The following is a 13,612-nucleotide window of genomic DNA, read 5'->3' as shown; positions in this document are numbered from 1 at the left end:
TATGAATGTGCCGTTTATATTTTTTAAATTTCATATACTTCATGAGGTTAAAAAAAATACAAAAATAGAGATGGTGAAATGGATTACATGGCGAAAGATATAAATCTTATCTTATTTATCAGAAAATTATCAAACACAACCCAGGAGACTCAATTAAGCTTAACTTAGAAAAAATTCACCTTTGAAAAGCTATCTTTTATTTTGATTTATTAAGATAAAAACAAGAAAAAAAATGACGCGTCGCAGAAAAAAATCACAACAAAAAAAACTAAATATTACATTGAGTAATGAATACATATTTATTTTAATTAGTTGTGGCATAGAACCTATATAGTCCCTCCGGTTTTTAGTACCACCGCCAATGAGGATCTCCGGCCAGTTTTTGCCGCGCATAGATAACGGGTGGCATATCACCCAGTGAGCTATGTGGGCGTTCCTCGTTATATTCTGTGCGCCAGTCCTCTGTGAGTTCGCGCACTTCAGACAAGGTTCTGAACAGATACATATCGAGTATTTCTGGTCGTAGCGTTTTATTAAATCGCTCGATAAATCCGTTCTGCATCGGCTTTCCGGGCTGAATAAAATCGAGTATCACACCGTGGCGTTCTGCCCATTCGGCTAAGGCTGCGGCGGTGAGCTCTGGCCCATTATCACTGCGTATAAAAGCCGGGTAGCCTCGTTCTGTGCTTAATCGTTCAAGAATGCGCACTACACGATGAGCCGGTATATTTAAATCAACTTCGATAGCCAGCGCTTCCCGATTAAAGTCATCAACGACGTTAAATAACCTGAAGCGCCGCCCGTCGCTCAGGGCATCACTCATAAAATCAACTGACCAACAGTGGTTCATTTTATGCGGAATAACCAACGGCTGTGGATACCTGTGAGGTAAGCGTTTTTTCCCTTTACGCCGAAGGTTGAGTTTTAACAATCGATAGATCCGGTAAACCCGTCTTGCATTCCACAGTAACCCTGCCTGGCGTAACTTATTGAACATCAATCCAAAACCCTAGGCTGGATACTGATACGCCAATTTTTGCAGTGCCTCGACCACGGGCAGCTCCCGTGCCGTATTCGGGCAATAATGCAACAGGATTCGACTGATACCGATAATCCGGCACCCGCGTCGTTCACTGGCCTGATGTTCCTTCATAACGTAACGCGCCCGCTCACGCTTCTCAGGCACCGTTAAAGTTTTTGAAACAACATCCTTGAGAATTTCATGATCTAAGCTGAGGGATGCGTACATCTGCTTTAATCGACAATTTTCCTCTTCCAGCTCTTTTATTCGCTTGATATCGGAGGACACCATGCCACCATATTTGGCTTTCCAGTTAATGGGATGGACTACCTCCTCCTTGCGGGCTTAACTGAATAGAACACATTCGAAGGAGAATAATCATGACCCTCAAATTTTTGGGTATCGATCTGGCTAAAAATGTTTTCCACTATGTGGACTGAATCAGGCCGGAAAACCGGTATACAGTAAGCGGGTTCGCGAAAGGTATTGCTCCAGACAGTAGTAGCTAGCATCCCGGCCTGCCTGATCGGAATAGAAGCTTCGACAGGCGCATTTTACTGGCAGCGCGAATTTGAAAAGCCGGGCCATAAAGTCAAAGTTATTAGCCCTCAGTGTGTAAAACCTTTCGTCCGGGGGCAAAAGAATGACGGGAATGACGCGCAAACTATTGGCATTGCCCTTATGCAGCCGACAATGCGATTTGTTCCCCCCAAAAGTCCGGAGCAACAGGATATTCAGGCCCTCCACAGGGCCCGACAACGCATTGTTAATCACCGGACAGCAACTGTCTGCCAGATCAGGAGATTATTACTGGATTGGGGGAGCACTATCGGTGCAGCTATTTCCAGAGTAAAGCGTGCAGTTCCTCTTATTATTGAAGATGCGGAGAATGGATTAAGCACCAGAATGCGTAAAACAGTCGCTGAGCTGTTCGATCTTTTTATTGATTTGGGACGTCGTATGACTTTCTTTGATAAAGAAATAGAAACCATATTCAGACAGTCTGAACCCTGCCGGCGTATTGCCAAAATAAAAGGCATTGGTCCTAAAACAGCGACTGCTGTGGTAGCCGCTATAGGAAAAGGCTCCGAATTTAAGAATGGTCGCCACTTTGCCGCCTGGCTCGGCCTTGTCCCGCGGCAATACTCAAGCGGAGACAGACAGGTACTGATGAATATGACCAAAAAAGGTGATAAGCATCTACGAACCTTGTTTATACATGGGGCCAGGGCCGTCGTCAGAGTTGCTGAGAATAATCATGATAGCTTAATGAATCAGTGGGTTAATCAGTAAAAGATCGAAGAGGCGTTAACAAAACGACTGTCGCTGTCGCAAACAAGAATGCCCGGATTGTCTGGTCGATGTTGAAAAATAGTACAGAATATCAATCTGTTGTGATTTAAAGCTTACCGAGAAAAGTTGCAGAGTATTGAAAAATGGTGACAGGTTACACCTGCACCATCGGAACCTGACTATTATATTGGCCTTAGAGGCCGTCTAGTTGTTGAGGCGATGGTGTGCGGATTACCCATTTGGGCACAGGTCAGTATTCCTGATGCCGGATAGATGTAAGCAACAACCCAAAACCAGATTCGGTACTTGCAAAACGGAGGTAGTCCATAGATGTAATAGCCGGCTTCCGACACACCGTTTTCGCGGCAGATACCCTTCACATGCCGACCCCCTTCAACCTCTTTTAAAACCCGCAGGATCCGAGTTTCAGTGAAACGCGCGTCCTTCATGATGAGCCTCCATTGGTTGTATTTTAGCCAGATAACGCTATTAAGCAGTAAGACTTAATTCGAGGAGCTACAACGTAAAAACAGGGTAGATTTTCCCCACCGGGGTTGAAGAAGGTAAACCTGCCACAAGAGAGAAACATTTGCCTGAAAAATAGTTGGCTTCTCTGAGCTTTGACAAGGCAATATCGGAAAGGGGGCAATCGCCAGCGTACTGACGGCGTGCCAGGCCCGAAATCAGGCTATATAATATCTATTATTAGCAGGGCCGGGGAAATTACCGGCCTTGCTATGGTCGTTCAGGATGAAGGCGTGTTTTACAGATGAAATTTCATCGCAATGTAATTACGCCTGTACGGACCGCTTCAGGCAGGCGGCATGGTGCTAACGGCAGGTTTGACAGAGATAGCAAAAGCCAGCGAGTTAGCAATATAGCATTTACTGTGGGCCAGCTCGTGTAGCGACAGAGCAAATTCGGGATCGCTTTCCGGGGCCAGTGTCACCTCAGGCCGCAACTGTGCCGAGACAAATCTACCGCTGTTTTCATCCATCGTTGCCACCGGATTATCGCTGTATTTCATCACGCAAAGACCGGCATCCGCGCAAAGATGCAGATACCACAACTGATGGCAGGCAGAAATGGATGCCAACAGTAGCTCCTCCGGGTTCCAGCTGGATTCCTGCCCCAAAAAGGCGGGATCGGCCGAGCCGGCAAGGGTTTTCCCCGCTTTACCCTTAACGGTAAACTCCCGCGCATAAGATCGATAATCACGGGTGCCGACGCCCAGATTCCCCTGCCATTCCAGTACAACCTGATAGTGATGAAGCTTCTCAGCCATTGGTTTCTCCAGATCGGCCAGATTAAAGGAAAAAAGAATGCGTGGCGGAAAGTGAGGGATTCCCTGCGCGCAACAACATGGTTCCCTGCTGAGGTAGCAATACTACAGCCGCCACTGTGCGTTCCCGCCTGATATCACCGCTGTCCGCTACGCAAACCGGCGGCGTACTGAAAAGATCAAAACAGCTTTCAGGCCGGATCGCCGGCTGCTGCAAAAATGCTCTGGTCTGCTCCAGCCGCAGCCGGGAGGAATTTCGGGCAAAAATATTGATCGCATCCTGCGGGATAAAGTCATCATACAGGAAATGATTGGTGTGCGCGGTCACCACGCCCTGCTCCACTATACGCAGCTGGTTGTTCAGGCTTTCCACACAAGCCGCCCGCTCGCCGTCGCAGAAAGTAAAAGATCGCGAGCTGGACAATGGGAGCGCAGCGAGGGTTTCGAGCGCCTCGTCAACGCTGGTGCAGGTATCCAGCAGATGGCGAATCGCCAGATAAGGCGGAATACCTTCCTGCCATTTCCCCCCCAGCACCATATTTAGCCCGATAGCCAGGCCCGCGCTGTTCATCCCGAGATAGCCCAACAGCCCGGCAAAACTCAGGACCAGCGAGCGTTGCTGCGAAGTGCTGACATGCAGAACGCGGATAAAATCGTCAAGATTGCCGTTAAGATCGACAGTTTGCGCCACCAGCGATTCGCTTTTGAGTGACGCCAGCGTCGAGCAATCACCGCCGGTGGTGATGCGGTTATAGCCCAGCACCTCCCGTCGCAGCTGCAGCAGCCAGGCAAGCTCGTGCGAAATGCCCGCCCCCATTGCCAGCCCCTCAATTTCTCTGGCAATCTCCGGTAGCCAGTGGCTTATCCGCATACGGTACGCGGCAATTTTTTCGCGCAAGCCTTCCAGCGACAACGGGCGGTCGCTAAGAGGCTGCAGGCGGCACAATCCGTCATCAGCAAACTGCCGCAGCGCATCACGGCACTGTTCGCCGTGCTGAATGCCCCGCGACAGGGCATCTCCTTCCAGGTGGATAACGAAATTTTCGCCACTCATTCTGCGGTCGTCGCCTGAGAGGCAGGCTGCAACATGGCTTTTACACCGGGCCATTCGTGCGCCAGCACGCTGTAAAAGATGGCGTCGCGGCGGCGATTGTCCGGCATAAAGTTAAAGCTGCGCAGCGTTCCCTCTTCCCTGGCGCCAATACCGCGCAGTCCGGCACGGGCACGGGTATTGAGCACGTCCGTTTTGAACTCTACGCGGATGGCGTTCAGCGTTTCAAACGCGTGACGCATCAGCAGGTATTTCGCATGGCGGTTAACGCCAGTCCCGCGAAAGTCTTTGCCCAGCCACGACCAGCCAATCTCCAGACGCGCCTCCTGCTCCACCATAGTGCCGATACTCATGCTCCCGGCAATCTGCCCGGAGGCTTTATCAACGATCGTAAACACCGCACGGGTGCCTGCAGCCTGATCGCGTAACATGGCATTGAAAAACGTCTCAAACTGCGCGTCGCTGTCGACCCGGAACACAAAGTATTGCCAAATCTGGCTATCCCGCGCCAGCTCGCGCATGGCCTGGCGGTCTTCTTCCCTTACCGCTCTCAACAGTACCCGGTCATTTTCCAGCGTCGCCGCAGCGTTCTGATTCCAGCTCATTTTCTTTATCCTTGCCGAGGGTTATGCAGCGGTGTGTTGACTCAGGATCTGGCAGACGTCGGCCAGGCTGTGCATTTTTGCCAGATCGTCTTCGGTCAGCACGGCCAGGCTGATATTCATCTCATTACACAGCGACGTAATAAACAGGATCTTATTTAACGACGTCAGTCCCCAGGCATCGCGCATATCCAGCGAGGCGTCCAACTGGTCGGCCTCAACCGGCGTAGTCAGCGTAGCAGCAAGATTTTTACGGGCGGCAGATTCCAGCGCAGAACAAGCAATTTCAGTGTGCATAAACAGTTTCCTTGGAAGTGATAAGTTGTTGCTGATAGTGCTCAAAAATCATTTTCCGCAGCGGCTTAAACTGCGATGACAGCAGGCCGTTTTCAGTGGTGAACGGCTGCTCAGCGATAATGTAACGGGCGACATATTCATCTTTTTCCGCCGCCGCATTGGCACTTTTCACCCAGGCGGCGATAGCGGCCGCATCGGCAGCAGCGCTGACCGGCGAGATAACAGCCACCAAATCGGTTTGCCGCGGGCTGAAAATCACGCATTCCGCAATCAGATCGCTTTTTTTCAGCCGCGCTTCAATGGGATGCACGTCGATCTTTTTACCGTTATCCAGCACGATCACGTTGTCAGCTCGGCCGCGGATATACAGAAAGCCCTCCTCATCGAGATAGCCCAAATCCCCGGTGCGCACGCCGCCGTCAGCGGTAAACATTTTTTCCGACGCGCCCGACTGTGCGTAGAGATAGCGTGTATTGACCGGGTAGCGGCTGTGTACCACGATCATGCCGTCTGCATCGATCTCAACCCGCTTCTCCGGCAGCACCTGCCCGACGCTGCCAGGGCGGCTGGCAGCCGGGTAATTTTTGGTAACGATGCAGGTTTCGTTCATGCCGTAGCCTTCGAACAACGGCAGCCCAATCTGATGGAACAGGCGTACCGTACCGGGATCGGCCGGGGCGGAGCCGGTCCACAAATAGCGGATCTGATTACCGAACAGCCGCTGCCCTTTCGCCGTCATCGCCGCCACATCGCCGTCCGCCTGCTCGATATGACGCCGGGCGGCATCAAAGAACGCCGGGACGCCCATCACTACGGTTGGGTTAAGCTGCGGCATCACGATAAGCGCCGACTGGAAGTTAGTCAGAATAGTGTCGTGCCCAAATTTTAATGCGGAATAGATCCAGTAGCGCTGCTGCAACAGTGACAGCGGCAGAAACACCAGCAGGCTGTCCTGCGGGCCGTGGGCAAACAGCGTTTGCACGTCGCGCAGGGAGGAGTCAATGCTGCCAACGGTGGCTGCCAGCCCTTTCGGCACGCCGGTAGAGCCGGAGGTGAACTTGATGGTGGTGGTCTCGTCAGCAGCATAGCTGACCGATGGTAGCGTGGAGGGCTGCTGCTCCAGAAAAGCGTTAATCTCACCAAGGTGGCGCAGGCTGGCTATCTCACTGTCGTGCGGCCTGTCGGTAAAAAGCCACTTCAGCTGATAGCGCTGCGCCAGCGCTTCCGTCTCCTCAAACTTGCCCGGATCGAACCCGGCAGTCCGCACTTTGATGCGCAGCGCCGCCAGGTCGAGCAGCACCCATTCAAGACAGTTATCCGCCAGAATACCAATGGTCTCACCAGCGCGAACGCCCTGCGCCAGCAGCCCGTTCGCCACCTGTCCGGCCATGTCATAAAGCGCCGTCAGCGGGACAGTTTTGCGCCCACTCAGGGTGGCGACAATCAGGTTTCCGCCCTGCGCAGGCGGATGATTAACAATGTCATTAATCAGGGATGCGCTCATTCACTGTTTCCTCGTGTTGCGATATGTGCAGCCATGCTCTGCACCGTATTGAACTGATAGATCGACTCCAGCGGCAGCGCCACGCCAAAGGTTTTACGCACCACGGTAAGAATGCGCAGCGCACTCAGCGAGTTGCCTCCGACGCTGAAAAAGTCGTGGGTAATGTTGATCTGGCTGGCCGGTAACACCGACTGCCAGATGTCCTGCAGCTGGCTTTCAATCACACTGTTTTCATCGCTCTGCGCCGCTGGATGCACGACGGCCTCGCTCAACGCCAGCTGGCCGAGCGCTTTACGATCCACTTTCAGATTGCGGTTCAACGGCAGCGACAGGTGCCAGCTGAAGCGAGCCGGGATCATGTAATCCGGCAGGGACTCGCTGAGCGCCTGGCGTATCTGTTCAGAGTTTAAACGTGCCTCGTCGCCGACCAGGTGCGCCACCAGCAGATCGCCGCCGGCGCTTTTTGCCGCCACCACCGCCGCCTCGTTGATCCCGGCAAGTTTGACCAACGCCGCTTCGACGTCGCCCGCCTCAATGCGATAGCCGTTCACTTTGATCTGCAAATCCACCCGGCCAAGGATCTCAATGTTGCCATCGGGCAGATAGCGGCCCAGATCGCCGGTGCGGAAGTAGCGGGGCTGGTTATCGGTAGCCTCAAGATACCGCTCGCGAGTCCGGGATTCATCGCGCCAGTAGCCCGGCGTAATCCCCGCCCCGCTGGCCAGAATTTCTCCGGCCACCCAGTCAGGACAGTGTGTTCCGTCCGGGTGGCAAATCTGGCTCTGGTTATTGGCGTTGGGGCGACCGTAAGGGATTATTGCCGTAGCGCAATCCTCAGCGCTAATCGGATGGCTGATATTCCAGATAGTGGTTTCGGTAGGGCCGCCCAGCGACCACTGACGGATCGCTGGCTGCTTCGCCGCGATCGCTATAGGCAAATCCGGCGGGATGCGATCGCCGCTCATCAGCAGCAGGCGCAGCGATGCAGGCATCGCGTCACTGTGGTCGAACATCATCCTTACAATGGCAGGCACCGAATTCCATACGCTTACGTGGTATTCCGCGCAAAGCTGCGCCCAGTGTTCACTGTCGCCACTTTTATCCGCGTCCGGGATAGCCAGCGCCGCGCCTGCCGACAGCGCGCCGAAGAGATCCCACACCGAGAGATCGAAATTAAAAGCGCTGATGGCAAAAAAGCGATCTTCCGGCGTAATGGCAAAACGCCGCTGGCAGTCATCCACCACGTTGATAACATTGCGGTGCGTCACCATTACCCCTTTCGGCTGTCCGGTGGTGCCTGAGGTATACAGCACGTAGGCCAGATCGTCTGGCGAGGCGTCGGCTTCGCGCGGCGGCAGCGCCCAGGCTCCCGGCTGAGGGCAGCGCAGATCAAACTGCGGCAAGCCACAGTCCAGGTCGACATTAGTCAGTACCAGGTGCACTTCACCATCCTGCAGCATGTAATCGCGGCGGACAGGCGGCAAACGGGCATCGATGGGCAGGTAAGCTGCTCCGACCAGCACAATCGCCAGAATACCGATCGCCTGCTCCGGCGAACGTTCCGCCACCAGCCCTACCAGCGTGTTGCGCTGTACGCCATGCGATTTCAGCCACTGCGCGGCTTCAGCCACGCGATCATGAAGTTCGCCATAGCTCAGCTGGCAGCCCAGCGTACAAAGCGCTGGCGCGGCGGGCTGCTGCCTTGCACGGACGACAAAATCGTCCCCCAATAGGCGCGGCGTCACCGGCACCTCTGTCGCGTTGACCGCTTCGCGGCGCTGGCGCTGCTCGCCCGGCAGCAAATCAAACCACGACTGTTGCCAGCTTTTCGCCTGGCAAAGCAGATCGAGCATCCGCTGATAGCCCGCCGCCATCGCCGCAAGGAACCCTTCCGGAAAACTTGCATCGACGCCATCCAGCCGGATGACCAGCGCGCCGTACTGTTCAAAAACGAAGACGTCCAGCAAGACCTGCGGCGTCTGGCTGACAGTGAACACTTCTTCACCAAACAGCTGCAGAGCATCGCCGTTGACCTCTTCCAACGCACCCAGCGTGCAGTTAAAGGTATAAGGCATACGGGCAACTGCCAGCCCACGCTCACGAGCCAGCTCTTGCATCACCTCAATGCCGGAAAAATGACGATGATCGACATCCTGATGCAGACGGCGTTGCAGCGCGCTGGCCCGCTCCGAGAAAGTCAACTGCGTATCACGCATCACCTCTATCAACAGCGGCGCGGAGAACGGCCCGATGGTACGGAAAGCCTGTGGATGGATCGGACGGCGCTCCGAAATGGTGACATTCAGGGTAAAGTGATCTCCGGCTCCCCAGTAGTGCAGCGTCTCGGCCCAGGCGGCCATCAGCACCGTGGCGGGCGTCAGCTGCTGCGCGCGGATTTGTGCCTGTAGCTGCTGCCAGACACGGGCTTCCAGCGCCACTACTCGCTGGCTGAAACGTGCCGTCTGGCTGCTTGCCTTCGCGGCTTGCGGCAGGTCTGGCGCCGCGGGCAGCGTGGGAATACGGGCCAGCCAGTAATCCCGCGAACGCTGCCAGGCAGCATTGCCGCGTTCATTCTGCAGCGCCTCGATATGGCGGTTGAATGCGAGATAACTAGCGCTGTCCGCCTCACCCTGGTAATGACGATGCCAGTGATGAAACAGTAAAAACATGCTGATGCCGTCTACAATCATGCCGTCGTGGTTGATGTACAACACCATTTGCTCATCGGTCAGCAGCGCGACATCTACCTGTAACAGCGCCTCTTCCGGTGACAGCATCAGATGAGATTTCGCCTCGCGCAGCCGTGCCCGCGCCTGCTGCTGCTCTTCCTCTGACAGCCCACGCAGATCGTGACGGGTGATGACGGGTGCATCCTCACTGATAAATTGCGCATTATCCTCCACAATGCGCAGGCGTAGCGCCGGATGTGCCGCCACCACTTGCTGTAGCGCCTGTTCCAGCCGCGCCACCTCCCAACACCCTTCAATTTCGTGATAAACCTGATTCGCTACGCCGCCGCCATCAAACAGCGGCGAACGTCCACGGTAATAGGCCTGCTGTAGCGGCGTCAGTGGAAAGCTGGCCGCCCGCTGTTGCAGCCAGCTCAGCAGCGCCGCCTTATTTTCGCGCAGCGCCGCCACCAGCGATGGCACGATATTTTGCGTGGCGCCTTCCAGTTTCAGATTATCGTCCAGCAGGCTGATCTTCAGTCCCGCTTGCTCAACCTGCTTTAGCAGTGCTGCGGGGGTCATACGGTCGCTCCCTTCGCGGCGCTGCTCTGCTGCCGCACCGCCTCGTCAGCCACTTTGCCCAGCGGCTGGTTAAGCACGAATTCCAGCGGAATATCCGCCTGCATTTCGTTCAGCAGATAATATTGCAGCGTCACCGCCATCAGCGAGGTGGCCCCCAGCTCCGACAGTCGTTGCGCCGGTTGCGCGGTGACGTCAGGCAGCAGCGTGGCTAATTTCTCGTTTAGCCAGTCCCAGTGCGGCGTTTTTTGCTGCGCTTTAGCATCGCTAAAGAAACTGACCTGATGCAGGGTAATGGCGTTGCCCGGCGTAACGATCTCCGCCTGCTGCGGCCAGGTATCCGCCGCCGTATTGCCCAGCGCCGCTGCCAGACGATCGGCAAAGCGTGGCATCAGCGGCCGGGCAATGCGTGAAAGCAGCTGCGCCGCCGCCAGCTCCAGAGCCAGCGAGGTGCGGTACTCATCCTTCCAGTCCGGAACCGCCGCCAGCCGCTGCTGGGATTGCGAGAAGATCAGGGTCTCCTGCACCAGCGTTTTCAGTTGCTGTGCTGCTCGGCGCAATGAGAAGCCATCGCTGTTCAGGGCGTCGTTCATCCGTTGCAGATGGCCGTTAAGCTGCGCCCAAAAGGCAACCTGCTCTTTGGTCCAGATCCCGGCATCCGGTGCCTGACCAGCAAAAAGGCGGGCGGTGCGCTGACCAAGATCGTGCAGCCAGCCCTGCCATTCGCCGATTAAGGTCTGGCGCAGCTCCGCCTGGTATGCCGACAGCTGGAAATTAGTGCGTTCCTGCTCCGGGCGGGTCAGGCTCAGGTAAAAGCGTACCGCATCGACGCTTTCCGGAGTGAGGATCTCTTTGCCCCAGACCGCGTGGCGGCGGCTGGTAGAGAATTTTTTACCGTCAAGCAGGTAAAATTCGTTGTGGTGATAATCAATATCCGGCTGCCAGTCCGGGTAAGCCAGCCGGTAGAGCACCGGGTAAAGAATGCTGTGATAGAAGCTGTTGTCATAGCCAAAAAAGTGAACGATTTTCCAGCTGGCATCCGGCTGGTCCGCTTTCCACGGCTGGTTAACTTTTTTCCCCAGCTGTTCAATGTTCCAGAGAAAACCGTAGCTCATTTCCGGCCACACCCAGATAACCTGGCCTTCACCTTCGGCTTCGGCAGGGGCAATCCCCCAGTCCGACGGATGGGAAACCGGCACGTCCAGCGATGCCCGACTGAACACTCGCTGAGCCAGCTCGCGCATTCTGGCCGGTACGCGGCCAACTTTGTGGTGTTCTCTGACCGTGTGGGCAAACTGATGCAGCGGCAGCATATAGCGCTTAACATTAGTCTTTTGCGGCGCAAGCTGACTGGCCTTAGTGATTGGCGCACCAAGATCGGTTACCACGTTAGGCTCGCCGCACTCCTCGCAGATATTGCCGTTGGTGGCGTTGCCACAACCCGGACAGGCTCCGGCAACATCCACTTCATACAGATAGTGGCCGCTGTCCCTGTCGCACAGCGCATGCGCCTCGCGCATCTGCACCTGACCACTTTCCACCAGCCGAGTGAAGAAACGCTGCGCGCCTTCGGCATAGCCTTCTGCATTGTTGGTCACCGTATAGTGATCCAGTTCAATATCCATCATGCTCAGGGTCTGGCGGATCTCCTGGGAGTAATAACGCGCCACCTCCGCCGGGGTTGAGCCTTCGCGGCCGGCCAGCGCCATCACGTAGCTCTGAAAATCATCGGAACCGGTCATGTGCCAGGCCGGATTGCCCAGCAGCCGCTGGTAGCGCACATAGGCGTCCGCGCCCAGATAAGGGCCGGAGAGATGCCCCAGATGCAAATCGCCGTTCGGCGTCGGCGGCGTCGAGAAAACAAACTGCGGGCGCGCAGGGTTCTGGCGATCGTGTGAAGCGGCGGAATGTGCCGCGCTGGCGGCATCACGGCGATATTGCAAAAAGAAAATCAGCTCTGTCTCGCCGTTGTTTTCCAAAACATGGGATTCAAACGGCATAAACTGTGCCACGCTTCCGGCTTTTACTGCGTAAGTATGGCCGTCAACCAGCAGAGTGCCTTCGCCGCTGACGATAACGAACATCTCGGTCTCGTCGTGCTGATGGCTGGCAGAGCGCTCGCCGGGCGCAACCCTGCCCCAGCCAGCAGGGAAATCCAGTCCGTCCAGATGACTGATATCAATATCAAACATGCGGGCCATCTCTGCGTTTTCTAAATGATGAATCACCATGTTTTGTTCTCCAGTCCTGACAGGTGTGGAATTAATTGAATGACTTCAACGGCGATAGCCGGTGCCAAGCGGTAGCCGGACCCGTTGCAGCCTGCGGCATAGATCACGCCGTCCTTTGCCCGGATAACCGTCGGTTCACTGCCGGGACTATAGGCGTCGCAAAATACGCGGCCATCGTGAATCTGGTCGGCCAGCGCCGGAGCGTATTTCGCCAGGGTTTCGCGCGCGTCAGCAAGGTCGGCGGGGGTAAGCGGTCGGATCGCTTCCGGGTCCACATCCCACTCTTTGCAGGTGTAGCTGAACAGCCACTGTTTACGGTGATGGCAGGGCAGTAAAAAGGCGTCTTCTTCGTCAAAAACGACCAGCGGTGCCTGTTTTGCCGGTTTGACGTTGATGTGCGCTGCAACAATCTTTTTGACCCGCAGACCGCTGGCGGAGAGGGCTTTACGGCTCAGAGGGTGAGTAATCCACGGGCCAGGCACCACGATGGCCTGACGCGCCTGTATATTCACCCCGGAACGCAAGGAAAGCCGGTAGTCTTGCCCTTCACGTTCAATCGCTTCCACTTCCGTTCCTTCGAGGTAATCAATTTTTTCACGCAGTTGCTGCATATAATAATTAACCAGCGCAAAGACATTGGCGTAATTCGCCCCGCTGCCTTTTAGCACCCGCAAATCATCACCTGCCGCCGCGTTTAAATTGATCATATCGCTGCTGCAATTTTCTACATGATGAAAAGCCACGCGCGGCAAATATTTTTTTTCCACCTGCGGGAGGTTGTGGCTTTCCGTTATTAGCTCCATCATCAGAGGATATATCGGTGCGCCGCCTTTAATTAATGGCTGATAATACTCATGACTGTATGCCGACATTTTTCTTACTCTTTCACTGCCGCCGCGTGGAAAATGCACGCCCGCAGAATAAAAAGAGGCCCCGGCACCGGAAATTTTTTTATCAATAATCGCGACAGTTAATTCAGGATAATTACTTATCAGCTCTCTGGCGATGGTGGACCCAAGGATTCCCCCACCGACAATTGCGATGTCATATTTCAACATGATGTTACGCTCCAGGAATAATGCG

8 protein-coding genes and 3 pseudogenes are annotated in these 13,612 nt (G+C 55.0%); 1 reads left to right on the top strand and 10 read right to left on the bottom strand.

The window, feature by feature from the left end:
- Nucleotides 1-346: 346 nt before the first annotated feature.
- A pseudogene (locus I6N93_RS03575) lies at nt 347-1,336 on the bottom strand (IS3 family transposase); the annotation flags it as partial.
- A 65-nt stretch (nt 1,337-1,401) separates the two neighbouring features.
- Between I6N93_RS03575 and I6N93_RS03570 the strand changes: the two are divergent.
- Nucleotides 1,402-2,424, top strand: a pseudogene (locus I6N93_RS03570) (IS110 family RNA-guided transposase).
- Nucleotides 2,425-2,646: 222 nt separating this feature from the next.
- Here I6N93_RS03570 and I6N93_RS03565 read toward each other — a convergent pair.
- From I6N93_RS03565 to I6N93_RS03525, 9 genes and pseudogenes are all read right to left on the bottom strand, one after another.
- Nucleotides 2,647-2,763: pseudogene (locus tag I6N93_RS03565) on the bottom strand (transposase); the annotation flags it as partial.
- Nucleotides 2,764-3,125: 362 nt separating this feature from the next.
- Complete coding sequence (locus tag I6N93_RS03560) at nt 3,126-3,599, bottom strand: OsmC family protein (protein WP_085690186.1); 474 nt, start codon at nt 3,597-3,599, stop codon at nt 3,126-3,128.
- Nucleotides 3,600-3,621: 22 nt separating this feature from the next.
- Entirely contained in the window at nt 3,622-4,650 is a 1,029-nt protein-coding gene (locus tag I6N93_RS03555; protein WP_085690184.1) for a C45 family autoproteolytic acyltransferase/hydolase, read from the bottom strand.
- Nucleotides 4,647-5,252 carry a GNAT family N-acetyltransferase gene (locus I6N93_RS03550; protein ID WP_085690182.1) on the bottom strand — a complete coding sequence of 202 codons (606 nt, stop codon included), beginning with the start codon at nt 5,250-5,252 and terminating at the stop codon, nt 4,647-4,649. Before I6N93_RS03550 ends, I6N93_RS03555 begins: the two co-directional genes overlap by 4 nt.
- Before the next feature lie 21 nt (nt 5,253-5,273).
- Nucleotides 5,274-5,546: a hypothetical protein gene (locus I6N93_RS03545; RefSeq protein ID WP_085690180.1), complete on the bottom strand. Its 273-nt coding sequence runs from the start codon at nt 5,544-5,546 to the stop codon at nt 5,274-5,276.
- Nucleotides 5,536-7,050 (bottom strand): AMP-binding protein, encoded by a 1,515-nt coding sequence (locus I6N93_RS03540; RefSeq protein WP_085690178.1) that lies wholly within the window; start codon nt 7,048-7,050, stop codon nt 5,536-5,538. Before I6N93_RS03540 ends, I6N93_RS03545 begins: the two co-directional genes overlap by 11 nt.
- Nucleotides 7,047-10,301: a non-ribosomal peptide synthetase gene (locus I6N93_RS03535; RefSeq protein WP_085690176.1), complete on the bottom strand. Its 3,255-nt coding sequence runs from the start codon at nt 10,299-10,301 to the stop codon at nt 7,047-7,049. The genes I6N93_RS03540 and I6N93_RS03535 overlap by 4 nt, the downstream gene beginning before the upstream one ends.
- Nucleotides 10,298-12,529 (bottom strand): class I tRNA ligase family protein, encoded by a 2,232-nt coding sequence (locus tag I6N93_RS03530; RefSeq protein WP_085690174.1) that lies wholly within the window; start codon nt 12,527-12,529, stop codon nt 10,298-10,300. Before I6N93_RS03530 ends, I6N93_RS03535 begins: the two co-directional genes overlap by 4 nt.
- Nucleotides 12,523-13,587 (bottom strand): NAD(P)/FAD-dependent oxidoreductase, encoded by a 1,065-nt coding sequence (locus tag I6N93_RS03525; RefSeq protein ID WP_085690172.1) that lies wholly within the window; start codon nt 13,585-13,587, stop codon nt 12,523-12,525. Before I6N93_RS03525 ends, I6N93_RS03530 begins: the two co-directional genes overlap by 7 nt.
- Nucleotides 13,588-13,612: the final 25 nt, after the last annotated feature.

The sequence above is a fragment of the Lonsdalea populi genome, assembly GCF_015999465.1.
In the GTDB taxonomy this organism is placed as follows: Bacteria; Pseudomonadota; Gammaproteobacteria; order Enterobacterales; family Enterobacteriaceae; genus Lonsdalea; species Lonsdalea populi.
The sequence above is the reverse complement of the archived record's forward strand: the minus strand, read 5'-3'. Positions and strand labels throughout refer to the sequence as shown.